The sequence below is a fragment of the Chromohalobacter israelensis DSM 3043 genome, from assembly GCF_000055785.1.
Taxonomy (GTDB): Bacteria; Pseudomonadota; Gammaproteobacteria; order Pseudomonadales; family Halomonadaceae; genus Chromohalobacter; species Chromohalobacter israelensis.
This window is the reverse complement of sequence record NC_007963.1, coordinates 2,249,388-2,274,025: the sequence shown is the minus strand read 5'-3', so window position 1 is coordinate 2,274,025 and position 24,638 is coordinate 2,249,388. Positions and strand designations below refer to the sequence as shown.

The 24,638-nt window shown below is 65.2% G+C and carries 21 protein-coding genes; 10 read left to right on the top strand and 11 right to left on the bottom strand.

What is annotated here, in order from left to right; all coding sequences use genetic code 11:
* From CSAL_RS10220 to CSAL_RS10210, 3 genes are all read left to right on the top strand, one after another.
* Positions 1-444 carry a hypothetical protein gene (locus CSAL_RS10220; RefSeq protein ID WP_011507310.1) on the top strand — a complete coding sequence of 148 codons (444 nt, stop codon included), beginning with the start codon at positions 1-3 and terminating at the stop codon, positions 442-444.
* A 50-nt stretch (positions 445-494) separates the two neighbouring features.
* Positions 495-908, top strand: coding sequence for a flagellar protein FlhE (locus tag CSAL_RS16975; RefSeq protein ID WP_050934527.1), 414 nt, complete (start codon positions 495-497; stop codon positions 906-908).
* Positions 909-1,047: 139 nt separating this feature from the next.
* Positions 1,048-1,746, top strand: coding sequence for an RNA polymerase sigma factor FliA (locus tag CSAL_RS10210; protein WP_011507308.1), 699 nt, complete (start codon positions 1,048-1,050; stop codon positions 1,744-1,746).
* Positions 1,747-1,824: 78 nt separating this feature from the next.
* Here CSAL_RS10210 and CSAL_RS16970 read toward each other — a convergent pair whose 3' ends face one another.
* The 4 genes from CSAL_RS16970 to CSAL_RS10190 form a co-directional block, all read right to left on the bottom strand.
* Entirely contained in the window at positions 1,825-3,549 is a 1,725-nt protein-coding gene (locus CSAL_RS16970) for a sensor domain-containing diguanylate cyclase (protein ID WP_011507307.1), read from the bottom strand.
* 123 nt (positions 3,550-3,672) lie between these two features.
* Positions 3,673-4,338, bottom strand: coding sequence for a PqiC family protein (locus CSAL_RS10200; RefSeq protein WP_011507306.1), 666 nt, complete (start codon positions 4,336-4,338; stop codon positions 3,673-3,675).
* On the bottom strand, positions 4,335-5,978 hold the full coding sequence (pqiB, locus tag CSAL_RS10195) for an intermembrane transport protein PqiB (RefSeq protein ID WP_011507305.1): 1,644 nt from the start codon (positions 5,976-5,978) through the stop codon (positions 4,335-4,337). The genes CSAL_RS10200 and pqiB overlap by 4 nt, the downstream gene beginning before the upstream one ends.
* The gene (locus tag CSAL_RS10190; RefSeq protein ID WP_011507304.1) at positions 5,971-7,305 is read right to left on the bottom strand and encodes a PqiA/YebS family transporter subunit; all 1,335 of its coding nucleotides are present in this window, start codon (positions 7,303-7,305) and stop codon (positions 5,971-5,973) included. The genes pqiB and CSAL_RS10190 overlap by 8 nt, the downstream gene beginning before the upstream one ends.
* Before the next feature lie 412 nt (positions 7,306-7,717).
* Here CSAL_RS10190 and CSAL_RS10185 point away from each other — a divergent pair, with 412 nt between their 5' ends.
* On the top strand, positions 7,718-8,692 hold the full coding sequence (locus tag CSAL_RS10185; protein WP_011507303.1) for a calcium/sodium antiporter: 975 nt from the start codon (positions 7,718-7,720) through the stop codon (positions 8,690-8,692).
* On the opposite strand, the gene CSAL_RS10180 is transcribed toward CSAL_RS10185, so the two are convergent.
* The 3 genes from CSAL_RS10180 to CSAL_RS10170 are packed head-to-tail and all read right to left on the bottom strand — an operon-like array spanning position 8,689 to position 11,698.
* Entirely contained in the window at positions 8,689-9,630 is a 942-nt protein-coding gene (locus tag CSAL_RS10180; RefSeq protein ID WP_011507302.1) for an ArsA family ATPase, read from the bottom strand. The two genes, CSAL_RS10185 and CSAL_RS10180, sit on opposite strands and share 4 nt — an antisense overlap.
* Before the next feature lie 27 nt (positions 9,631-9,657).
* Positions 9,658-9,954 (bottom strand): cory-CC-star protein, encoded by a 297-nt coding sequence (locus tag CSAL_RS10175; RefSeq protein WP_011507301.1) that lies wholly within the window; start codon positions 9,952-9,954, stop codon positions 9,658-9,660.
* A complete protein-coding gene (locus tag CSAL_RS10170; protein WP_011507300.1) occupies positions 9,941-11,698 on the bottom strand; it encodes a carbon starvation CstA family protein in 1,758 nt (585 codons plus the stop codon). Before CSAL_RS10170 ends, CSAL_RS10175 begins: the two co-directional genes overlap by 14 nt.
* 515 nt (positions 11,699-12,213) lie before the next feature.
* On the opposite strand from CSAL_RS10170, the gene CSAL_RS10165 reads away from it, so the two are divergent.
* The 4 genes from CSAL_RS10165 to cydC are packed head-to-tail and all read left to right on the top strand — an operon-like array spanning position 12,214 to position 18,098.
* Positions 12,214-13,635 (top strand): cytochrome ubiquinol oxidase subunit I, encoded by a 1,422-nt coding sequence (locus tag CSAL_RS10165; protein WP_011507298.1) that lies wholly within the window; start codon positions 12,214-12,216, stop codon positions 13,633-13,635.
* Positions 13,636-13,638: 3 nt separating this feature from the next.
* A complete protein-coding gene (cydB, locus tag CSAL_RS10160) occupies positions 13,639-14,640 on the top strand; it encodes a cytochrome d ubiquinol oxidase subunit II (protein ID WP_011507297.1) in 1,002 nt (333 codons plus the stop codon).
* Between the two features lie 6 nt (positions 14,641-14,646).
* A complete protein-coding gene (cydD, locus tag CSAL_RS10155) occupies positions 14,647-16,362 on the top strand; it encodes a thiol reductant ABC exporter subunit CydD (RefSeq protein ID WP_011507296.1) in 1,716 nt (571 codons plus the stop codon).
* An 11-nt stretch (positions 16,363-16,373) separates the two neighbouring features.
* Positions 16,374-18,098, top strand: coding sequence for a thiol reductant ABC exporter subunit CydC (cydC, locus tag CSAL_RS10150; protein ID WP_187290056.1), 1,725 nt, complete (start codon positions 16,374-16,376; stop codon positions 18,096-18,098).
* Here cydC and csiR read toward each other — a convergent pair.
* On the bottom strand, positions 18,082-18,762 hold the full coding sequence (csiR, locus tag CSAL_RS10145; RefSeq protein ID WP_011507294.1) for a DNA-binding transcriptional regulator CsiR: 681 nt from the start codon (positions 18,760-18,762) through the stop codon (positions 18,082-18,084). The two genes, cydC and csiR, sit on opposite strands and share 17 nt — an antisense overlap.
* 198 nt (positions 18,763-18,960) lie before the next feature.
* Between csiR and glaH the strand changes: the two genes are divergently transcribed.
* Both glaH and lhgD read left to right on the top strand, forming a co-directional pair.
* Complete coding sequence (glaH, locus tag CSAL_RS10140) at positions 18,961-19,926, top strand: glutarate dioxygenase GlaH (protein WP_043558363.1); 966 nt, start codon at positions 18,961-18,963, stop codon at positions 19,924-19,926.
* Between the two features lie 98 nt (positions 19,927-20,024).
* Positions 20,025-21,221, top strand: a complete 1,197-nt coding sequence (gene lhgD / locus CSAL_RS10135) for an L-2-hydroxyglutarate dehydrogenase (protein ID WP_043558361.1) — start codon at positions 20,025-20,027, stop codon at positions 21,219-21,221.
* A 20-nt stretch (positions 21,222-21,241) separates the two neighbouring features.
* Here the strand turns inward: lhgD and CSAL_RS10130 are convergent, their stop codons facing one another.
* The 3 genes from CSAL_RS10130 to CSAL_RS10120 form a co-directional block, all read right to left on the bottom strand.
* Entirely contained in the window at positions 21,242-22,993 is a 1,752-nt protein-coding gene (locus tag CSAL_RS10130) for a SulP family inorganic anion transporter (RefSeq protein ID WP_011507291.1), read from the bottom strand.
* Positions 22,994-23,532: 539 nt separating this feature from the next.
* A complete protein-coding gene (locus tag CSAL_RS10125) occupies positions 23,533-23,907 on the bottom strand; it encodes a flagellar protein FlaG (protein WP_011507290.1) in 375 nt (124 codons plus the stop codon).
* A 79-nt stretch (positions 23,908-23,986) separates the two neighbouring features.
* Positions 23,987-24,466, bottom strand: a complete 480-nt coding sequence (locus CSAL_RS10120) for a hypothetical protein (RefSeq protein WP_011507289.1) — start codon at positions 24,464-24,466, stop codon at positions 23,987-23,989.
* Positions 24,467-24,638: the final 172 nt, after the last annotated feature.

Here is a 24,638-nt window from a genome sequence, read left to right as displayed (position 1 = left end):
ATGAACGATCAAGCAGCGGGCCTGCGCGCCTACGCCAGTCAACGTCGCGACAAGGCCAGCCTGGTGACCATCGGGCGGCCCACGCCCCAGGCGGTGAATGCCACCTGCGAACGTCTTTCGGCACTCAGTGGCCTGGCCTGGGAGACGCTCCCCCTGGCGCTGGGCGAGGCGTCATCGGCGCAACGTTCCTCTCCGTACTGGGGGATCGGCGTGGCGCCCGGGGCGGAAGGATTGCAGGGCGCTTATCGCGACCTCAAGCAATGGTCCCAGCGCGAGCGTCTGCCCCCCCTGTTGATCATCCGCGACCCGGCGGCCTCCCAGGACATGCCGCTGGATAACCTGGTGGACGCGGCACGGCGTTTTCTGGGAATCAAGCTGTTCACCGACCCGGCCGACTGGCTGGCCCAGACCTTGCCCATGACCGAGTCCGGTGGCACGAGATGACGTGGTCGACGTCGCCCAGGACCCGGTGTCGCCATGGCGGCGGTCGCTTGATGGCGATCTTTATCCTGATGGGCATGCTGGCGTTGCCGGGCATGAACGCTGCCCCCGCTCTGGCAGCGGAGGCCGGCAGCTGGGCGGTGACTCTGCCGCGTGGCCCGTTGCTGACGACGCCGGGGCGTTCGGAATCCACCGCCGAATTGCGTTCCCCGGCGCCGCGCAACGTCGCCGGCGGACGCATCACCCGGGTCTCCTGGCGCTATGAGGTGTCCGACGACCGGCATGCGGTACGTGCCTGGCTCTGCCATCCCCGACGTTGCGTGGCACTGGCGTCGGGGCGTGGCGGTACCCGGCGTTTCGAGGGGCTGCCGGCCGACATGCCGTTCGTGCTGCGTTTCCGACGTGATGAAACGGCATCTTCGAGCATCCGCATTGGCCGGGTGCAGTTGATCGTGAACTACCGCTGAGCCCGGGCGGGCAGGGCAAAATCGGGAAAAGGCCCCTCAAGCGGCGGTTATTCCCGCCTTGTGAGGTGCCCCGTAACCTCAATAATGGCATGCGGGAGCGTCGCGCTACGCGCCGATCCGAACATCCGAGGCGAAAGTGATGTATACGGCACAGGGCAAAATCGACCAACATGCACTGCTCGAGCAATACATGCCGCTGGTCAGGCGTCATGCATTGGCGCTACAGGTGCGTCTGCCGGCCAGTGTCGAACTCGATGACCTGATTCAAGCCGGAATGGTGGGCTTGCTCGATGCGCTGGAGCGTTTCGATGCCACGCAAGGGGCAAGCTTTTCCACCTTTGCCAATCAGCGTGTGCGTGGCGCGATGATCGATGAGCTGCGCAGCCGTGACTGGATGCCGCGCAGCGTGCGGCGCAGCGCGCGTGCCCTGGATCAGGCGGTGCACAAGCTCGAGCAGACCCTGGGGCGCGCACCGGACGAGCGCGAGATCGCCAACGCGCTGGGGATGAGCGTGGAGGAGTATCACCAGCTGCTGCTGGATGCCAACAACGGCTACCTGCTGGGATTCGACGATGTGGTGTCCGAGCTGGGCGAGCCCCCCGGTGGCGACACGGCGCCGGCCACGCCTCACGATGCCTTGCTGCAAGGCGATGCCCGTACGCATCTCGTCGCGGCCATCGAGCACCTGCCCGAGCGCGAAAAGCTCTTGCTGGGCCTTTATTACCAGGAAGAGCTCAACCTCAAGGAAATCGGCGCCGTGCTGGGCGTCAGCGAGTCGCGGGTGTGTCAGTTGCATAGCCAGGCGGTCGCCAGGCTGCGTGCCCGGCTGGCGGCCTAGTGGCATCGCCTCCGGGTCACCGATTCGGCGCCGGAGCTTTTCTACCGCAAGGCGCTGGCTGTCGTCACCCTTTCGTCGTCACTCTTCTTCGTCACGCGCCCTGGGCGTTGCGGCGTTTAGCATGACGGTACGGTTGCGTCCGTACTCCTTGGCTTCATAGAGCGCTTCGTCGGCGCGTTCGAACATGCTGTCCTCGTCCAGGCCGGGGGTATGGTACGTCGCGCCGATACTAATCGTGAGCGCGAGTTCCTTGCCGTCATCGAGTGTCACGGGCGTGGCGGCGACGGTCCGCCGGATTCGCTCGGCCACTTCCACGACCCGGTCCTCGGGAACCGTCATCAGCATGCAGAATTCCTCGCCGCCATAACGTGCCACGGCATCGCCATCACGAAGCTGCTCGGCAAGCCGGCTGGCGACGATCTTGAGCGCCTCGTCGCCTAGCTGGTGGCCATAGGTATCGTTGATATCCTTGAAATGATCGATATCGGCGATGAGCAGCGCGAAGGGGACGCCGCGCTCGGCCTCGACCATGAACTCGTCGATGGCCTGCTTGAAACCGAAGCGGTTGAGCAGGCCGGTCAGGGCATCCTGGCTGATCATTTCCTCGGCCTTGGCAAGCTTGCGCGTGACCGTGCGCAGGTGCTGAAGATAAGGACTGCGGTCGCGCAGGACGACGATCAACGATGTCTCGCTGGCGTCCTGCATCGGCACCAGCGTGACTTCGACCGGAGTGTCGTTGTGCAAGGTGGCGTTATGGCGCAGGGTGCCATCCCCTTCACCGAGCTCCGCACGGATGCGCCGCTGCAGCGTGCGCCGGTCGCCCGACAGGAACCACTGGGGAAGACGAGTGCCTTCGAGCGATGATGCCTGCGTGCCTAGCAAACGGCGTGCGGCGATGTTCCACTCGACGATGCGCAGGTTGTCGTAATCGCAGATCAGTACGCCATCGGGCCAGGCATCCACCAGACTGCGCAAGCGTTGCAGGGCTTGGTGCGTGCCCACGAGCGAGGCGCGGTCGCCCAGCTGCAAGGCCTCGAACCCCTGGAACCTGGGCAGTGCATGGATCTCGAGTGGCGAGCCGGTGCGTGACGCCGTGGCGAAATCGTGCCCTTCGGGCTGTGCGACGAGGGTGTCGAAGGCACAGCCCTTGACGTCATGAGAGGCGCCGCCCAGCAGGCGCTGGGCGGCGGCGTTGGCGTAATGCACGACGCGGCGGTCGTCGAGCAGCACGATCCCGTCCGGTAGATGGTCGAGCAGCTGGGTCTGCTGATCGATCATCGCATCGGCGGTATGGCGCTGCTCGTCGATCAGGCGCTGGTTGAGGCGCAGCGAGACGAGCTTGGCCAGGTCGGCCAGGCGTTGCCGGCTCTCGGCGTCGAAAACCCGTGGGCGGATATCGACCAGGCACAGCGTGCCCAGCAGATGGCCGCTCAACGACAGGATTCTTTCGCCGGCGAAGGCGCGGATGAAAGGCGTGTCCCTCACCAGCGGGTGTTCGCGAAATCCATCGGCATCGCGCATGTCCTCGATGAACAACGCCGTATCATGATCCACCGTGAAGGCACAGAGCGAATCCTCGCGACGCGGCGGCGCGGCGAGGTCGCTGGAACTCGCCAGGCACCAGGTCCGTTCCCGGTCGACGAGATTGATCATGGCGCAGGGAACGTCGAAGAGTTCCCCGATCATGGTCATGAGCCGGTTCAGCTCCGGATCGCAGGACGTTTCGTAGATGCCCAGCCGATGCAGCGCGGCGACGCGCTCGGCTTCCTGGGCTTCGGCTTCCGGCATCCGTGAGCGGCACATGAGGGGAAATGTCTCGTGGTTGGAACATGGCGGATGGGATAATGGGGGCCTGGCGGGATGAGTACAAGGATCATCCCGCTATAAACGATACCCTGCTTATAACCACTCAAGCGTGATGCGACATCAATCGCTCGTCGCACGCGTACCGGCTTCCGTCAGTGCCTCGGCCAGGCGCTCGCCGAGCGTGTCCCAGGCGCCACCGAGGGCGCGAACCAGCGCGGGGTAGCCGTCGCTGTCGAGCGGGCGCTCGATCGCGAAGCTCTCGCGTGACAGCGTGCGATCCTGTGCATCGCGTATGCGCCAGTCTCCGCCGACCACGGCCATGCCGTCATCACGCCCCTGGAAGCGTTCCACCCTGAGATCGACATGCAGGGCCGGCGACGCCGCCTGTGCGGTCTGCCCGCGACGCAGGATATCCGCCTCGGGCAAGGCGGTGCTCAGGCGTTCGCGCAACTGCCGCATGAGTTGACTGTCCAGCGGCTCGGCCCAGAGATGATGACGTGCCTGGTGGATGCGAATGTCGTCCAGCTGCATGACGATGCCCTGATCGTCGAGATAACTCGTCAGGGACAGGGGGGAAAGCCATACGCTGCCGTCGAAGTCGCCGACGGCCTCGGCAGCGGCCCTGTCGTCGGACAATGGATCGTCGGGCAATGTGTAACGGGTGTCCTCGGTGCCCTGCGTGGCGCAACCGGCGAGAGAGAGCGCCAGTGCGCCGGCGCCCAGCAGCGCAGCGTGCCGAGCACGCTGCGCCAATCGACGGGGTGTTTCGAAGGCGGCGATGGTCATTGGCTTGGGGCCCTCGGTAATGGATCTCGTGTCTCTTCACGGTCGAAGATCAAGGCGTTGGGTTTCTCGCTGAGCGTGCGCACCACGGGCTGCAGGTCGCGCATCAGCGACTCGAGCCGCGAGAGTGTGTCGTTGAGTTCACGGTAGCCCTGCGAGTCGGGCGAGAAGCCCTGCAGCGTATCGCGGGTCTGGCGCAGCGTCTCGTTGAGGTTCTGCGGCAGCTCGCGGGTCGCCGGGTCGTTCAGCAAGGTATCCACGGAGTTGGCGATGTCGTTGACCTTGCGCATCGTGGCGCGTGTCGTCGTCAAGGTATCGTTCAGCGAGGTGAGGATCGGCTCGACCTCGAGCTCGTTGAGCTTGTCGAGCAGGTTGGAGACTTTCTGCTCGATTTGCGCGAAGCCGCCCGACGTCGTCGGGAACACCGTCTTGCCCTCGAAGGTGAGCGCTTCGTAGGGCTCGGGGTCGTCGCGGAAGTTGAGGTCGACGAACAGCGCGCCGGTGAGCAGATTGCCGGCCTTGAGCGTGGCGCGCAGGCCGTGCTCGAACATGCGTTCGAGGCGGGCACGCCAGTCCTCGGCGTCAAAATTCGCCATGGCGTCGTCGAAGCGCTGTGGCTCGATGCGAATCAGTACCGGAATCGCGAAACGGTTCAGCGTATCCGGCTGGGGAGCGGAGAAGCGCCAGGGCACGGCTTCCACGGTCCCCACGCGCACGCCGCGGTACTCGACTGAGTCGCCTCGGCTCAAGCCGCGTACGGTGTCGTCGACCAGCAGCACGTATTCGAGGTAGCGGTCGAAGGTGCCTTCACGCGCGCTTTCCTCGTCGCTGAAGAGTTGGTAGGTCGCCTCGGATTCGGCGGGATGCCCCATGGCGACATCCTCCGGCACGCCGAAGGTCACGCCGCCGCCGATGAGCGATTCCATGGATTCCACGTTGACCCGGAAGCCCTGGGAGTCGAGGCGCACGTCGACACCCGACGAGATCCAGAAGCGTGTGGTGTCCGTGACCAGAACGTCATAAGGCGACTGGATGTAAAGGCGATGGCGCATTTCCTTTTCTTCGGGATCGAACTCGGTGTTCTCCACGCGCCCGACGGTGAATCCCTGATAGGTGATGGGGTCGCCGGCGCGCAGGGAACTGCCCACCTTGCTGACCAGGTTGACGCGAATGCCCGGCGCATCGGGCGGAGCCACGGGCGGTTGGTCGAGTACCTCGAATTCACGCTGGGCGGTTTCGCCGTTGCCGGGCAGCAGCTGGATATAGGCCCCCGAGAGCACGGTGCCCAGTCCGCTGATGCCTTCCCGGTCGATACGCGGCTTGACGACCCAGAAGCGCGCCTCGTCATTCAGCATGCGTTCGGTATCGGGCTTCATGCGGGCCGTGATGATGGTGTGGGACATGTCTTCGGAGAGTGTCACGTCCTCGACGCGGCCGACCTCGACGTTGCGCGTCTTGATCAATGTCTTGCCGGCCTCGATGCCCTCGGCGTTTTTCATCTCCAGGGTGATCGTGGGGCCGAGTGCCGAGAGATTGTCGTAGAGCATCCATGCGCCGATGAGAACCGCCACGAGCGGTACGATCCAGATCGGCGAAAGCCGCCGGCGATGGTGGCGCGTCGCGCGCAGGGGAGCATCAGGCATCGTCGGGTTCCTTGCGTGGAGAAGCGAGGGCGGCGATGCGGGACATCCCGCGCCGCCGCGGTTTTTCGGGCAGATCGTCCCAGATCATGCGGGGGTCGAAGCTGATCGCGGCCAGCATGGTAAGGATGACCACGGAAGCGAAAGAGAGCGCGGCGGGGCCGGGCGCTATCGACATCAACTCGCCGGCGCGTATCAGTGCCACCAGGATGGCGACCACGAAGACGTCGACCATCGACCAGCGGCCGATGAATTCGGTCATGCGGTACAGGCGAACGCGCGTGACGTTGCGCAGCGGTTCGCCCCGGTGGCGGACGGCGTAGCATAGCCAGCCCAGCGCGAGAATCTTGCCGATGGGGACGACCACGCTGGCGGTGAAGATGATCAGGGCAATGGGAATATCGCCATGCTGCAGGAACAGCATGACGCCGCTGATGATCGTCGAGGGCGAGCTGTTGCCCAGCGACGTGGTGGTCATGATCGGGTACAGGTTCGCGGGAATGTACATCACCACCGCGGCGAGCAGCAGGGCCAGCGTACGCTGGCGGCTGCGAGGCGTGCGAGCATGAAGGGACTCACCGCAGCGTCGACAGTGCCCGCGTCCGTTGGCATCGAGACGATTGACCAGGCCGCAGGTGGCGCAACCGCTCAACCCCTGCGGCGATGCCGGCTCACCCGGGCGTGCGCCCGCCGGCGCCAGGGGTTCGCTGGCCAGCGAGAACCACATCCAGTCGGTATCGAGGGACTGCGTCGTCAGCAGCAAGAGCAGGGCGTAGGCGCAAAATGTCCAGAAAGAGAGGCCCAGGCTGACCTCGGCCATGCCCGCGACCTTGATCAGGCTCACCAGGGCGGCGATGACGAAGACATCGGCCATCATCCAGGGGGTGAGGTGTTTCAGCGCCCGGGCGACACCCCGCGAATGCGGCAGGAAGCGCCGGCTCAGCAGCCCCAGCGAGAGCCACATCACGCCGCACAGGTAGACCGTGGGCAGAATGATCACGGTCAGCAGCACGCAGATCGCCACCAGCGGCTCATGGAAACCGACCAGCGTCGAGGCGGTCTCGGTCAGCTCGATACGATTGCTGACGCCACGGGTCTCGAAGCTGACGAAAGGAAACGCCACTGACAGCAGCAGCATGATGAGCGCGCCGATAGCCAGGGCCAGGCTGCGCTCGGCGGGCTTGTGATGGCGGACGGCCAGGGTGTGCTCGCAGCGGGGGCAGTCTGCTTTCTGGCCGGGCTTCAGGGCCGGCAATGCCACCAGCAGATCGCATTCGTGACAGGCGCGCAGACGCCGCCGCGAATGACGTGTCGTCGCCACGGGCGGCACGCGAGCTGGATGGGCGGTCTGTGACGAAAACGTGTCGGCCAAGCTGAGTCTCGCGTTGATATTCCAGGGTGTCGGACATGATGCGTGATGGCTCGAGCCGTTGGTTCAGACGCACCAGTCCCGAAGGGGGCTCGAGTATTGATCGATTGCCCACCGTCGGTACCATCGATCTCACGCTACTATAGCAACTTGAGCAACTCGCAGCGTTGTCGTTCCGCTATGCTTTTGCCTCAATGCCTGGTATCTAGAGTGGCGTGCGGCGACGCGGACCGACGATCAGGCGTGTCAGGGCAGCGAACAGCGTACATTCACATGCGTATGTTTGTCAGTAGCCTGGCGTCGGCGGTGTCCGGGGGAGGAGCCCCTGGCGTGCGCCGACACATCCCCTATACAGCTGCAAGGAGATTCTATCGTGCTAATGGCGATCATCGCCGTCGCTCTCGGGCTGGCGGTACTGGTATGGAGTGCCGACCGCTTCGTCGACGGTGCGGCCGCGACGTCGCGCCATCTTGGATTGCCGCCCCTGCTGATCGGCATGGTGGTCATCGGGTTCGGTACCTCGGCCCCGGAACTGATGGTATCGGCGCTTTCCGCCTGGCAAGGCAACCCCGGCCTGGCGCTGGGTAACGCCTACGGCTCCAACATCGCCAATATCGGCCTGATCGTCGGCTTCGTGGCCCTGCTCAGTCCGTTGACCATGCACTCGCAAGTGCTGCGTCAAGAGTTGCCGCTGCTCATGCTGGTGACCCTGGCATCGCTCTGGTGCCTTCAGGACGGCGCCGTGTCGCGCTGGGACGCGGTACTGCTGTTGGCAATGCTGGCAGCCTTCTTGACCTACAGCATCATACGCGGCCGGCAGCAGGGCAGTGACACGCTCGCCGACAACACCACGGCCGACCTCGATATCCAGGCGATGACGCTCAAGCGGGCGATCACCTGGACCCTGGTGGGCCTGGTCTTGCTGATCGTCAGCTCACGTCTGCTGGTCTGGGGGGCGGTGGATATCGCCTCGGCATTCGGGGTCAGCGATCTGGTCATCGGGTTGACGGTGGTCGCCATCGGCACGTCGCTGCCGGAACTGGCTTCCTCGATCAGTGCGGTTCGCAAGAACGAGCACGACCTCGTCCTCGGCAACGTAGTGGGTTCCAACCTCTTCAATACCCTCGCCGTGGTGGGGCTGGCGGGTGTCATCGATCCGATCGACGTCGACGGCGCAGTCCTGGTGCGGGATTGGCCGGTCATGGCGGGCTTGACCCTGGCGCTGACCGTGTTCGGCATCGGCTGGAAAGGCCAGGGGCGTATCAACCGCCTGGAGGCTGCTCTGCTGTTGGGCACGTTCATCGCCTATACGGCGTGGCTGGTGATGTCCGTGATCGGCACGCGCTAGGCGTGGTCATGCCAGGGAGCGAGTCGGCCCAGTGCCTCCTGGAGAGGGGCTAGGTCGTTGCAGGACGCGGGCGCATGGGGCTGGTGGTCGATGCGAATGCGCTCGCGGTCGGGGAAAGATGCCTCGAGATGTTCGATCCAGGGGCGTTGTTCCTCGCGCCAGTTGGCGAGCCATTGGCTATCGACCTCGGCGGGCAGGCACTTGTTGATCACCACGGCGCCGACGTGCAGGCCATGGCTTTCGAGCAGCTCGCGGGTGCGCGCGGTTTCCAGTGCCGGCAGGCGTTCCGGGTTGGCGACCAGGATCACCGCCGAGTGTGCAGGGCAGGTCAAGTGCTCGCGGGCGGCGGCGAGGCGTCCGCGACGACGCATCAGCGTTTCCTGAATGGGATCGTCGACCACCTCGCCGTCGCCCAGCCACGCCTTGTAGTCGCTGCGCACCTTGCGGCGGCGTTGCATCAAGCCTTCCACCCAGGCGCCCATGATCTCGGGGAGCGCCAGCAGGCGAACCGTGTGCCCGCCGGGGGCGGTGTCGAAGATCAGCCGATCGTACTTCTCGCCGGTATCCAGCAACAGGCCGACCAGGGCATCGAAGAGGGCGGCTTCCTCGGTGCCGGGCGCGTGCCGCGCCAGATCGAGCTGGCGAAACACCGTCGCGCTGCGCTCGCCGCTGACCAGAGGACGCAGCGTGGCCTTGACCTGCTCCAGGTAGCGTTGCGTTTCGTGGTCGGGATCGAGTTCGACGACATCGAGGCCGGCCTGCATGCGTGTGGGGGTCGGCCCCGGCGCGCGTCCGAACAGATCGGCCAGATTGTGCGCCGGGTCCGTGGAGACCAGCAGGGTGCGCCAGCCGGCCGCCGCGCAGCCAAGCGCGTAGGCGGTGGCGCAGCTGGTCTTGCCGACCCCGCCCTTGCCGCCGAAGAAAAGGCTCTTGGCCATGAGTAGTTCCTCGTGGGACAGGCACGCTCAGCAGCAGCGAAATCCATCCAGTGGCGAACGCGGCATGCCTTGGCGCTGGTGCCATTCATGGAAGCGCTCGAGCATGTGCGGGTACAGCTCCAGGGTCATGTCGCTGACGGGATTGGGGATGCCCATCATGTCGCAGAAGCACAGCAGCATGAAGAGGTCCTCCTCATCCTGAAGCTCCCGGGCGATTTCGCGCCGGTGCGGCAAGCTCAGGACCGCGTCGTAACCCTGGATCGCGCGGCGCAACCGTGATCGCCACAGGGCGATCACGGAACCGTCGTCATCAGCGTGATTCATCGGAACTCAGCGGTTGCTGCTGCGCGGCCGGGTCACCCTGACGGAAGCTTCGCGACGCCTCGAGCAGGATCCACAGCGTGAACACCATGATCAGGCTGCCGAAGGTGAACAGCAGCAGGTTGCGGTCGGCATCGCCGAAGCCCGACCAGGTGAAGATCACCTGCTGCCCCATGGCCCACAGTGTCATGACCAGCAGGAACAGCATGGGAACCAGGGTGAAGACCACCGGGCGGCCCTGGCGCTTGAGCCATACCGAGACCAGCATCAGCGTGATGCCGGCCAGCAGCTGGTTGCTGGTGCCGAACAACGGCCACAGCAGGTAGCCGCCGGAGCCGAAGCCGTTGGGGCCTTCGGGCAGGATGACCAGCGCGGCGCTGGCGATGACGGCGATGCTGGTCGCGACGTGCTTGCGGGCGATCACCGGCATGCCGTACTCGTTGCCCAGCTCGGCGATGATGTAACGCATCAGGCGCACGGCGGTGTCGAGCGTGGTGGCGGCGAAGCTCACCACGATCACCGCGACCAGGGTCGAGCCCATGTGCTCGGGAATGCCCAGATTGCCGGCAAGCTGGCCAGCGCCTTTCACGAACGAGCCCAGGCCGTTGGAGCCGGCCGCGGAAAAGCTCGAGTACGTCGCGGTGAAATCGGTACCGGAGGCGAACAGGGTGCCCACCGCGATGATCGCGATCATCGCCAGCATGCCTTCACCCAGAGCGCCCCCGTAGCCGACCATGCGGGCATCGGTTTCCTTGTCGAGCTGCTTGGACGTGGTGCCCGAGGCGACCAGGCCGTGGAAGCCGGAAATCGCCCCGCAGGCGATGGTGATGAACAGCAGCGGGTACCAGCTGATGTCCGCTTCGCCGTTGACGCTGGGGGCGGTCATTTCCGGTGCACCGAACAGCAGCCCCAGATACAGCAGCGCCAGGCCGACCACGAGCTGGTGCGAATTGATGTAATCGCGCGGCTGCAACAGCTTCCAGACGGGGAGCGTCGAGGCGATGTAGACGTATGTCATCAGCACCACGATCCACACCAGAAAGGCCATCGAGGTGCCGTTGAAGCCACCCACGACCGGCGCCTCGGCACCGCCGAACCAGCTCACCAGATCGATCTGCAGCAGGGGAATCTCGCTGGCCAGCAGCGCTGCGCCATACATCACGGCCAGTGCAATCACCGACGGCAGCAGCATCGAGCCCGAATGGCGATAGACGCGGTAGCCGATCCACACGGCGAGCGGGATCTGGATGAAGACCGACAGCACACTGGCCGGGAAGGTGATGAACAGCTTGGCGATGACCCAGGCGAAGACCGCGTTGACCATCAACACCAGGATCAAGATGATGAACAGGAACAGCAGTTTGGCGCGCTGTCCGATCAGCTTGTTGGCCAGCGTGCCGATCGAATGGCCCTTGTGGCGGTTGGAGAGCACCACCGCGCCGAAATCGTGCACCCCGGCGGCGAAGACGGTCCCCAGCACGACCCACAGGATGGCCGGCAGCCAGCCCCAGTAGATCGCGATGGCAGGCCCCACGATGGGCGCCGCTCCGGCCACCGACGTGAAATGGTGGCCCCAGAGAATCCACTTGTTGGTGGGCACGTAGTCGACGCCGTCGCGATAGGCGTGCGCCGGCGTCTGGAAGTCGGCATCGAGTCGATAAATGCGTTCGGCGATGAACTTCGAATAGAAGCGATAGCCCATCACGAAACACACGGCGCCGAACAGGGCAATCCAGATAGCGTTCATGAGTGATCCTTGTTGATAGTGAGTGCGGCATGGACCGCATCCACGATGCGCTGTTGTGGTGCGCTTACCCTACCAAAGCAGGATGGCGTTCTCCGTTAGACCAACGCATCAGGCGCGCGAGAACATGGCGATAGTCGAAGCACCTGCCTACGCTATGGACACGTCGTGTCGCAGGGGGGCGCCATGCGTCATTTCCATGAAGGTCGAAATCGCGACAAAGACGCACATGCGACAATTTGCCTTGCGGCAACGCGACACACGATAAACCCCGCCATGGCGCTTTTTAACGCTACATAAAGCCTCTACGATGAAAGGGCATCGGAGGCGAAAGAACAACATCCAGATTGCGGCGTCACCCGCGCGATTGGCAGGCGTCGCCAAAACCGTTGTCAAGGCTGTTGCCAAGACCGTTGTCAAGACAAGCCAGGTGACGTTCGCGGTGGCCAGGCGCTCCGGCATCGACCGCCGGCGACTTCCGATGACAATTCGACTACGTGGGCTTCAAGGAGTCAGCCATGGCGCTAGATCCGATTCTTCTGTCGCGATTGCAGTTCGCATTCGTGGTTTCCTTTCATGCCATCTTCCCGGTCTTCACGATCGGGCTTGCCTCTTACATCGCCGTGCTGCAGGGCCTGTACGTCACCACCGGCAATCGTGTCTGGGACCGCCTCGGGTTGTTCTGGACCAAGGTGTTTGCCGTGGTCTTCGGCATGGGGGTGGTGTCGGGCATCGTGATGGCGTTCCAGTTCGGGACCAACTGGAGCAACTTCTCGCAGATGGCCGCGAACTTCATCGGGCCGATGCTGAGTTACGAGGTCGTCACGGCGTTCTTCCTCGAGGCCGGCTTCCTGGGCGTGCTGCTGTTCGGGCGCCACCGGGTCTCGCCGGCGGTGCATTTCTTCGCGGCACTGATGGTCGCCGTGGGGACCTTCATCTCGGCCTTCTGGATCCTGGCCACCAACAGCTGGATGCAGACGCCGCAAGGGTTCGAGATTCGCGAGGGCGTGATTCACGTCACTTCCTGGGTCGAGGCCATCTTCAACCCGTCGTTCCCCTATCGCTTCACGCACATGGCGCTGGCGGCGTTCTTGACCGGCGGTTTCGTGGTGACCGGCGTCAGTGCCTGGTTCCTGCTGCGTGGGCGCGATGTCGACGCCCACAAGCGGGCCTTGTCGATGACGCTGTGGCTATTGTTGATCCTGGCGCCGCTGCAGGTCTACGTCGGCGACGAACATGGGCTCAACACCCTGGAGCATCAGCCGGAAAAGATCGCCGCGATGGAAGGCAACTGGGAAACCCAGTCGAACGTGCCGCTGTTGCTGTTCGCATTGCCCGACCGGGATCTGCAGGCCAACCGCTTCGAGATCGGCATTCCCAACGGCGCCAGTCTCATCCTGCGTCACGACCCGGACGGCGTCGTGCCGGGCCTCGACCAGCTCGAGCCCGCGCAGCAGCCGCCGGTATGGATCACCTTCTTCAGCTTCCGCGTGATGGTGGGGCTGGGGCTTCTGATGATCGCCTTCGCGGTGGCCGGCCTGGTGCTGCGCAAGGGCGGACGCGTCTACCGCAGCCGCTGGTTCCTGCGCGGTCTGCAGGGCATGAGCCTGGCTCCGTTCGTGGCGGTGGTCGCGGGGTGGTTCGTGACCGAAACCGGCCGTTCGCCGTGGCTGATCTATGGCGTGCTCGACTACGCCGATGCCATCACGCCCTCGTTGAGCGGCGGCATGGTGCTGTTCACGCTGCTGGGCTATATCGCCGTCTATGCCGTGATCTTCTACGCCGGCGTCTATTACCTGTGCAAGGTGATCCGCCAGGGGCTCGACGAGCGTGACGAGACCGACGAGCTGGATAGCCACGATCGGCCGGCGCGGCCCATGTCCGCCGCCCACGTTCCCTTCGACGATGAGCGCGACGACCGCGCACCGAGCAGGAGTTAAGCCATGGATATGTTCGACCTTTCGTTGATCTGGGCCGTCATCATCGCTTTCGGCGTCATCATGTACGTGCTCATGGACGGTTTCGATCTGGGACTCGGCATCCTGTTTCCCTTTGCGCCCGACGAAGACGCGCGCGACGTGATGATGAACTCGGTCGCGCCGGTCTGGGACGGCAACGAGACCTGGCTGGTGCTGGGCGGGGCGGGGCTGATCGGCGCCTTCCCGCTGGTCTATTCGATCCTCCTGCCGGCGATGTACATCGGCGTGTTTCTGATGCTGGCGGGATTGATCTTCCGCGGCGTGGCCTTCGAGTTCCGCTTCAAGTCGCGCCGCACGCGGACCTGGTGGAACGCAGCCTTCGCCGGCGGCTCGTTCGTGGCGGCCTTTGCCCAGGGCGCCGTGGTGGGAGCCTATATCGAAGGCTTCGAGACCGCCAACCGGGTCTTCGTCGGCGGGCCGCTCGACTGGCTGACGCCCTTCTCGGTGATCACCGGCCTGGGCCTGGTGGCCGGGTATGCGCTGCTGGGAGCGACCTGGCTGGTACTCAAGTCGGAAGGGCACGTGCGCGAGTGGGCGCGGGGTCTGGTGCCCAAGCTGCTCGTCGGCGTGGTCGCGGTGTTCGCCATCGTCAGCCTGTGGACCCCGTGGATCGACCCGGGTGTCTGGGAGCGCTGGTTCGACCACATTCAGGTGATCTGGCTGCTGCCCGCGCTGGCGCTGGCCTGCGTGATCGGCGTTTACACCGCCAATCGCAAGGGCCGCGAACTGTTGGCCTTCCTGCTCACCCTGGGCATGTTCGTGTTCACCTACATGGGGCTGCTGGTGAGTCGCTGGCCGTATGTCATCCCGCCGGACTATACCTTGTGGGATGCGGCCTCCGCGCCTGAATCGCAGTTCTTCCTGCTCATCGGCGTGCTGTTCGTGGTGCCCATCGTCCTGACCTACACCGCCTGGTCGTACTGGGTGTTCCGCGGCAAGGTGCGTGTCGGCGAAGGCTACCACTGAGCCATCATGTCAGCTTCTCGTTCAACGTCTTCTTCATCGGCTTCCCCGGCGCGGGCATCGCGCCGGTGGCTGGCCGAGCAAGCGCGCGACGTGCGTGGCTGGCTGACGCTCGCCGTGGCCGCGGGGCTCGCCGTGGGTGTCCTGACGCTGGTCCAGCTCGGCCTGATGGCATGGCTGATCAGCGGCGTGGTGGCGCGCGATGCGACGCTGACCTCGCTCTGGCCATACGCGGCGGGGCTCGGCGGTACGGTGCTCCTGCGCGCGCTGGTGCAGTGGGCGCAGGAGACCTGCGGTCTGGAGGCCGGACTGCGGGTCAAGGCGCGCGTCAGGGGGCAACTGCTCGATCATCTCGCCGCCCTGGGGCCGGTCCGCCTGGCCGAGCGGCATAGCGCGAGCAGCGCCGGCCAACTGGTCGACCAGGTGGAAGCGCTGGAAGGCTACGTCGCGCGCTATCTGCCCCAGGCCACGCTGGCGGTGGCGGTGCCGCTGCTCTTTCTGGGCGTGGCGTTCTGGCTGGATTGGCTGGCGGCATCGTTTCTGCTGCTGGCGGCGCCCTTGATTCCGCTGTTCATGGCACTGGTGGGGATGGGAGCGCAGCGCCTCAACGAGCAGCAGTTCCAGGCCATGACCCGTCTCGCGGGGCACTTTCTCGACCGGGTGCGCGGACTCACCACCCTGCAATTGTTCGGCCGCACATCGCAGGCCACCGAGGAGGTCGTCGCGGTGGCCGACGATTACCGACGGCGGAGCATGAAAACGCTGCGCGTGGCGTTCTTGTCCTCGGCGGTGCTGGAGTTCTTCGCCTCGGTGTCCATCGCCGTGATCGCGATCTACATCGGCTTCGGCCTGCTGGGCTACATCCAGTTCGGTCCGGCCGAGCAGCTGACGCTGTTCAGCGGCCTGTTCCTGCTGTTCATGGCGCCTGACTTCTTCCAGCCGCTGCGCCTGCTGGCGCAGCACTATCATGACCGTGCCAGTGCCCTGGGAGCCGCCGAAGGGCTGCGCGACCTGCTTGCCCAGACACCGCCGCGCGGTGCCGTCGAGACCCTGACGGGGGACGCCTCGCCCCGTGCTCGGCTGAGCGACGTGGTCGTGTCGCATCCCGGACGAGGCCGTGTGCTGGGGCCATTGGACATGACCATTGCCGATGGCGACGTGATTGCTCTGGTGGGGCCTTCGGGGGCCGGCAAGTCGACGCTGTTGCAGGTACTGGCCGGCTTCGTCGACGCCGAGATCGGTCGCGTCGCCCTGCGCGAGCCCGCGCGTCTCGCCTGGCTCGATCAGCGGCCGTTTCTGATGCAGGGCACGCTGGCCGACAATCTGCGACTGGTCGCGCCCGAGGCCAGCGACGCGCAGTTGCACGAGGCGCTGGCGGCGGCCCGGCTCGACACGCTGCTGGCCACCTTGCCTCAGGGGCTCGACACGCCGCTCGGTGAGCGCGGATTGGGGCTGTCGGGCGGGCAGGCCAGCCGCCTGGCACTGGCCCGGGTGTTTCTCAGCGATGCCCCGCTGGTGCTGCTCGACGAGCCCACGGCCAGTCTCGATCCCGACAGCGAGCGTCTGGTGATCGAGGGCTTGGCGTCGCTCGCGGCGCAGGGGCGCACGCTGGTGATCGCCACGCACCATCCCGCCGTGATGCGCATGGCCGACCGAGTGCTCGCGCTCGATGGGGGGCGCTTGACGCCCCGTGCCACCCACGCTTCGCCGGAGGTGTCATCATGATGGAACCGCGCATGACGACGTCACGCAGTCCAGGGCCCGGTCTCAAGGCGCTCGGCCCCTGGCTGCGCGTGATGGCGCAGCGTCGCGCGCGTCTGGCGATCGGCGCGTTGCTGATGCTGCTGACCATGGTGTTCGCGATCGGCCTGTTGACGCTTTCCGGCTGGTTCATCACCGCGACGGCATTGACCGGCATGGCGCTGGCGGCCGGGGCGGCGGCGACGCTGGATGTCTTCACGCCCGGCAGCGGGATCCGCTTGTTCGCCGTGGGGCGTACCGCCGCGCGCTACGCCGAGCGTCTCTACAATCACGATACCGTGCTGCGTCTGCTCGCCGACATTCGCGGGCGGACCTTCGCCGGGCTGGCGCGTCTCCCCGGGCGTGAACTGGCGCGCTACCGTGCCGGGGAATGGCTCAATCGCCTGACGGCCGACATCGACGCCCTCGACAATCTCTACCTGCGCCTATTGGCACCGCCGCTGGTGGGGCTGCTGGCGATTCTCGGCGTGGCGGGCGTGCTGGCGCTGGCGTTGCCTCGGCTCGGGATCGTGCTGCTCGCCGTGTTGTTGCCGCTATGGGGCGTGATCACGCTGGGCATGGCCCTGGCGGGGCGTCGACCCAGCGCGCGGCGCATCGAGACGCTCGAGCGCTTGCGCGTGCGTGCCCTGGAACATCTTCAGGGGCTGGCCGAGTTGCGGGCCTTCGCGGCGCTGGGCGCGCATCGCGGGACGCTGGAGACCACCCAGCACCGCCTGCTGGACGATCAGCGTCGGCTGGAACGGCGTGCGGCCCTCGGCAGCGCGCTGGTCACGCTCGGTGTGCAGGGGGCGGGGGTGGGCATTCTGTGCCTGGCGCTGCTTGCCTTCACCGCTGGCGAGCTGTCGGCGCCGGTGGCCAGCATGCTGCCGCTGGCGGTCCTGGCCTTGAACGAAGGCCTCGCCATGCTGCCGGCGGCCTTCGTGCAACTGGGCGCGACACGTCAGGCGGCGGCGCGCCTCAACGACCAGGCCGCGTTGTCGTCCGCGGAGGAGGGCATCCATGCCTGGCCTCTGGCGCCTGGCGAGGCGCCGGAAGTGGTCTTCGACAACGTGTCGTTGCGCTACCCGGGCATGGAGAGCACGCCGGCGCTTGCGCATCTCGACCTGCGGCTGGCCGCCGGGGAGCGGCTGGCCGTGCTGGGCCCCTCGGGCAGTGGCAAGTCGAGCCTGGCACAGCTCGTCGCCCGCGCCTTCGACCCCAGCGACGGCCATGTGCGTGTGGCCGGGCGAGATGTGCGCGACCTCGCACCGGTGGCGCTGCGGGCCCGTCTTGGCTACCTGACGCAACATACTGAGCTGTTTCATGCGTCGCTGGCCGACAACCTGCGGCTGGGGTTGCCGGTCGACCACGGCTTGGGGGAAGAAGCGATCGAACGCGCCCTGTGGCAGGCGCTGTGGATAGTCGACCTGGATGGCTGGGCGCGTGAGTTGCCCCAGGGGCTCGAGACCTGGGTCGGCGAGGCCGGGCGTCAGCTGTCCGGCGGGCAGGCGCGGCGCGTGGCCCTGGCACGGGTAATCCTGCGTGATGCGCCGCTGGTGTTGCTCGACGAACCCCTGGCGGGACTCGACGAGGCGACCGCCGGCATCATCGCCGAGCGCCTGGATACCTGGCTCGACGGGCGCAGCGTGTTGATGTTCGCCCACCGGCGCGATGCCTTGCCGCGTTGCGATCGTGCCTGGTCGTTCACCGCTGCTGCATGACCTCCTTGATGATCGGCACCGGTGACATCAGATGTTCGCGCATCATCGCGCGGGCGGTGGGCGTGTCGCGGGCGAGAATGGCGTCGGTGAGTGCGGCGTGCTCCCGGCGCTTGGCGTCCAGTGCCTCCGCGGAGAACACCGTCTGGCACAGCCACAGGTGACGATAGCGCTCGGCCTGATCGAATAACCAGGTGCGTGCCTGCAACAGGTGCGGCGAGTCGCAGCCGGCCGCGATGGCGCTATGAAACGCCTGGTGGCGCGTGTCCCACACATCGAGCATGTCCTCGGCACTGTGTACCTCGGCCACCTTGGCCAGGGCATGCGCCTTGGCGACGATACCGGCTTCCCAGTCGTCGCCGCCGCGCGCGATGGCCAGTTCCAGCACCAGTCCCTCCAGTTCCGCACGGGCATCGTAGAGTGACTCGAGCTCTTCGATCGACATCTCGGCGACGCGATAGCCCCGCTGGCTGACCGCCGTGACCAGGCGCTCCCCGACCAGTTGCGACAACGCCTCGCGCATCGGGCCAACGCCAAGCGCGTAGCGTTCCTTGAGATGGCTCATGCGGAGTTTTTCGCCGGGCGCGTAGACGCCGCGAATGATATCGCGCTTGAGTTGTCGGTAGGCAGTGATGGCGAGATTGGGGCGCGGACTGGCGCTGGTCATGACGCGATTCCCTGAAAATGCCCTCGCATGATACCGGACAAGGCCACGACCGGGGAGACGTTGTGGGATAAGGTGCGAGGCTTCGGTTTAATTTTGACGTTTCATGAAAATGTAGATATTTTCAGCGTAAGCTTTATTCACGCTGACTCGCTGCATCCGCAGGGCGGGCCAGGCCAAGGGACTACGCTGGAGGTTGTCATGAACGCGCTGTCGCATTTTTATACCGATATCTCGCCCCGGGGCTTCACGCTCGAGGCCTCGCCGCAGTCATCGCGGCTGCTGGCATTGACCTTCGATGAGGCGACCGTCGCGGCGTTTCGGGAGGCGACCGCCGAGTGGCCGGTCCAGGCGCTGGAATACAAGTCGATGCTGCGATTCCGCGTCGCCAAGATCCTCGACGACCTGTGCGCCAACACCCTGCAGCCGCTGCTTGTCGAAACGATGACCGACCGTGGCACGGGCGGGATCGTGGTCAACCCGCAAGGCCTCGACGACGTCGCGCAGGCCGATGACATGGTCAAGTTCGCCACGGCCGTCGCGCATTGCATGGGCCGTTCCAACTTCGACGCCATGAGCGGGCAGTATTACGCGCGCTTCGTGGTCCAGAACGTCGATACCTCCGACAGCTATCTGCGCCAGCCGCATCGGGTGATGGAGCTGCACAACGACGGCACCTTCGTCGAGCAGGACACCGACTACGTGCTGATGATGAAGATCGACGAGCAGCACATGGAGGGCGGCGATTCTCTGCTGCTTCACCTCGACGACTGGGCGGATCTCGAGCGCTTCTACACGCATCCCCTGGCGCGTCGTGACATGCGCTGGGCGGCGCCGCCCAGCAAGAACGTCAGCCACGATGTCTATCATCCCGTGTTCGGGGTCGATGCCGAGGGGCGTCCGGTGATGTCCTACATCGATCAGTTCGTGCAGCCGCGCGACTTCGAGGAGGGCAACTGGCTGTGCGAACTGTCCGAGTCGCTGGAAAGCTGCGAGGCGCGGCTCTCCGTGCCGGTACCGGTGGGCAGCTTCCTGCTCATCAACAATCACTTCTGGCTGCACGGCCGCGACCGCTTCACGCCGCACCCGGAATTGCGCCGCGAACTGATGCGCCAGCGCGGCTACTTCACGCACCGGCAGACGCTGGCCAACCCCAGGCACACCTGAGGGGAGACGGGCGCAGCGTGCGTCTTGAACGAGGCGCGGGCGTTGCCCAGGCTGTCAGGCGTCGAACCCCGAAGCGAGATTATAGAAGCGAGAATGCGGTGTACGATCTCATCATCATCGGTGGCGGCATCCTGGGGATGTCCACCGCCATGCAGCTCATCGAGGCCTATCCCGACAAGCGCATCCTGCTCGTCGAGAAGGAGGACGGGCCGGCCTGCCATCAGACCGGCCACAACAGCGGGGTGATCCATGCCGGCGTCTATTACACGCCGGGCAGCCTCAAGGCGCGCTTTTGCCTGGAAGGCAATCGCGCCACCAAGGCGTTCTGCGACACCCACGGCATCGCCTATGAGAGCTGCGGCAAACTGCTGGTCGCCACCAACGAGGTGGAAATGCAGCGCATGCGGGCGCTATGGGAGCGAACCGCGGCCAACGGGCTGGAGCGTGAATGGCTCGACGCCGATCAACTCCGCGAGCGCGAGCCCAACATCATCGGGCAGGGCGGCATCTTCGTGCCGGCCAGCGGTATCGTCGACTATCGCCAGGTGACGGCGACGATGGCCGAGGTGTTCCGGAACGCCGGCGGCGAGATACGTTACCAGGCGCCGGTCACGGCCCTGGAGGAGCGCGACCGGGAGGTCGTGGTCACCACGGGACAGGGGGTTTTCACCACGCGTCACCTGGTGTCGTGCTCGGGGCTGATGGCCGACCGCGTGGTGCGCATGCTGGGCGTGACGCCCGAGTTCAGCATCTGCCCGTTCCGGGGCGAGTATTACCTGTTACCGCCCGAGCACAACCGGATCGTCAATCATCTGATCTACCCGATTCCCGACCCCGCGATGCCGTTTCTCGGCGTGCACCTCACGCGGATGATCGACGGCACCGTTACCGTGGGGCCGAACGCCGTGCTGGCGCTCAAGCGCGAGGGCTATCGCAAGCGTGATATCTCGCTGGGTGACATTGCATCGATGGCGCGCGACCCCGGCATCCGCCGGGTGCTGCGCGCCAATCTCAAGCCGGGCCTGCGCGAGATGAAGAATTCGCTGTCGAAGGGCGGCTATCTCGAGGAGGTCCGCAAGTATTGCCCCGGCCTGACTCGCGACGACCTGCGCCCGTATCCGGCCGGCGTACGCGCCCAGGCGGTCGGCAGGGACGGCAAGATGATCGACGACTTCCTGTTCGTCAACACACGGCGCAGCGTGAACGTGTGCAACGCGCCGTCGCCCGCCGCCACCTCGGCGATTCCCATCGGTGCGCATATCGTCGAGCAGGTGAGGGCCCAGGTCGAGGCCTAGCCTCGCCTGGAGAGTCGACGTTAATCCTGGCGGGAGGCGTCGTCGCCATCCAGCGGCGTCACTACGGTGTCTTCCTCGCGCAGGGCTTCCCAGGCGTGGTAGGTGCTGAGAAACACCTCGCCGGTGAGATGCTCGAGGAAGTCGCTCTGCTTGAGCTGGTCCATGACCGGTCCCTTCACCTCGGCCAGGTGGAGCTTGACTCGGGAGTCCTCCAGGCGAGCATTGATGGCTTCGAGGCTTTCCAGCGCCGAGGCGTCGATCAGGTTCACCGCCGAGCCGATCAAGACCACGTGCTTGAGCGCGGGACGCTCGGCGACCATGGCATAGACGGTATCTTCCAGATAACGCGCATTGGCGAAGTACAGGCTTTCGTCGACCCGCAGCAAGGCCACGTGCGGGTCGTTCTCGGTGGCGTAGCGTTCCACGTTGCGGAAGTGCTCGGTGCCGGGCACGCGACCCACCAGCGCGCTGTGCGGCCGGCTGGTGCGGTACAGGAACAGTGCCAGCGACAAGCCGACCCCGGCCATGACGCCCGCCTCGACCCCGACCACGAACGTCAGCACGATGGTGGCCAGCATGGCGGCGAAGTCACGCTTCGAGTAGCGCCAGGTGCGCTTCAGGCCCCGCGCGTCGAGCAGCGTGAAGGTCGAGACGATGATGCTGGCGGCCAGCGTGGCGATGGGCAGAAAGTGGATCAGCGGCGTGAGATAGAGCGTCACCAGCGCCACGCCCAGCGCGGCGAAGCTGCCTGCCGCCGGCGTGCGTGCCCCGGCATCGAAGTTGATCACCGTGCGTGACAGGCTGCCTGTCACCGGCATGCTGCTGCTCAACGCGGCGGCGAGGTTGCTGCCTCCCAGCGCGAACAGCTCCTGGTCCGGCGAGATGCGCTGTCGGCGCTTGGCGGCGAGCATCTGCGCCAGCGAGACTGATTCGATGAAGCCCACCAGGCTGATCAGGAGCGCCGGCATCCAGAGGGTGCTCAGCAGGCTCGGATCCAGCGAGGGCAATGCGATCGGCGGCAGATGACGGGGAATCTCGCCGACCACGGCCACGCCGTGCGCTTCCAGATCGAACGCCCATACCAGCAGGGTGGAGACGACGACGGCGATGATCGGCCCGGCCTTGGCGATGAAGCCGCTGAGCGTGGCCGAGAGGCCCCAGCTCTTGAGTACCGGCCCCGCACGACGCATCACCATCAAGAAACCCAGCGATCCCAGGCCGATCAGTGCCGTGGGCATGCTGAAGTCCCGCCAGTGCAGGGCCAGCCCGGCCAGCTGGTCGATCAGCGTGAAGCCGGACATCGAAATGCCCAGCAGGTTGCCCAATTGGCTGGTGGCGATCAGCACGCCGGAGGCGCTGAGCAACCCCGAGATCACGGGGTGACTCAGGAAGTTGGCGAAGAACCCCAAGCGAAAGATGCCCATCAGCATCAGCATGACGCCGGACAGAAACGCCAGCGTTGCTGCGGCTTCGCTGTAGGCGACGGTTCCCGTGGCGACGATGCCGGACAGCGCCGCGGCGGTCATCAGCGAGACGATCGCCATCGGCCCGACCGCCAGGGTGCGGCTGGTGCCGAAGACGGTGTAGGCCACCAGCGGCAGCATGCTGGCATACAGACCGGTTACCGCCGGCAGTCCCGCGAGCAGGGCATATGCCAGGGCCTGGGGAATGACCATGAGCGTCACGATGACGGCGGCGAACAGGTCTTGCGAGAGTGTCTGACGATCGTAACGCGGCAGCCACTCGAGAATGGGCAGGTAGCGCTTGAGCATCCGGGTCCTGTTTAGGTGAGCGAATATTGATGTAAGCGAGTGTTCATGTGATCGAAACCGTTCCATGCGCGAAAAAGCGCGCAAGAAAGCGTCACGATGCTGAAAATCTTCTAAAGGCCGCTAATGGTGAGACGTGCGCGCCCCGTGTGCAAGCGAATGGGGGCTGATGTGGCGCCTGCGTTTCGTGGCCGGATGACCCCTAGTGCCGGCAACGTGGTCGTCGCCTGGCCGATGCAGTCATGCGACACTCGTGGGAGCAGCGGTTGGCGTTTGGCTGGCAGAGCGGGGGTCTGGTGGCGGCGTGACGTGGTCGCCGAGAAAGTGCGGTCGCTGGCACAGCGTAGCAAGTGGTGGTCCGGCACCCGCACCGGCAGCCGTTGCGGCGCGCACGCGCAGGCACGACTCATGCACATCTGCAGGCAGGACGCCGGGGAGGCCATGCATGGCCTCCCGATTCCGGGTTTCATGCCGGCACTGTAGCGGCTTTCGCGTCGGTTATGCGCCGCAAGCGACCTGAGTGCCACTTGATCGTGCGACTGTCACACTTCCCATTCGATCAAGCGACCCTGGCGTTGCTCCAGAGCCTCGGCGATACGCAGCACTTCCTCGCTGGGAATCTGGCGAATCAGTTCCTGGCTCTCGCGATCGACGATACGCGTCACGATGCGCCCCTCGTATTCCGATAAGTCGAACTGGATGTTGTAGGCACTCATCACTTCATTGACGCGCTGGATAGGCGCGGCGAGTTCACTCATGGTGAGCGACGAAGAGGGCGATGCGACCTGTGTCGCCGACTCGGGACGCAGGTGGGCCAGAGCCATGTCCAGGCGCTGGCGGCCGCTCAGCGGGTTGGGCGTGATATGTGCGGTGGACGGACCACTATTGGCTGGAAACTCGGGTATGCTCGACGACATGCTGTGTTCCCCCGTGTCGTGATGGTGCTTTTTGGGTTGTTTGTCATGGCACAGCGGGCGGCGCGTTCGATGTCGTATTTCACGGCATCAGTTCGACCTGCGTACGACCGGCGTCGTCCCCCACGCCGATATCGACGAAGATGGCGTGATGGAAGCCGCTATCCCGTTTGTAAGACTGAATCTTCTTGATGTCTTGATGCTTGCCGAAACTGTTGGTGCTCTTTTGCACTTCGATAGCCGCCAGGTTCTCGTGCGTGCCGCGGTGATGAATGATGATGTCGGGGTAGGCGGTGCGCGCGTCGGTGTCAGCGGTGTGGCTGACGGTCGTCATATGGCGGGTGCGCTTGCAGGGGCCGGACCAGCGGTTGTACTCGATATCCACGTCCCAGTCTGGAAACGCCTGCTGCAGATACATTCCCAGCCGGAAGGAAAGTGAGCGTTCCGTTGCCGAAGCGGTGAGCAGGTGCGAGTCGCGCTCGAGAAGTGTCTCGAGCGCCTGGGAGAGCTTTTCTTTCACACTGGTCTCGGACTCGGTGATGAAGGTACCGATATGCGTCATCGGGGGCCTCGCGTTGGTGGTTTCTCTTGGTGGCGTGTCGGCTCCACGCTTGTTATATCCACGTTCAAACGCATTCCCTGCTGATTCGATTCCCCTGTGGCTTCTTGGTTATCGGCCGTCGCGGGATCATCTTTAGCATCGCATGCAAAAAAATGCATGTGAGAAGCTGTCG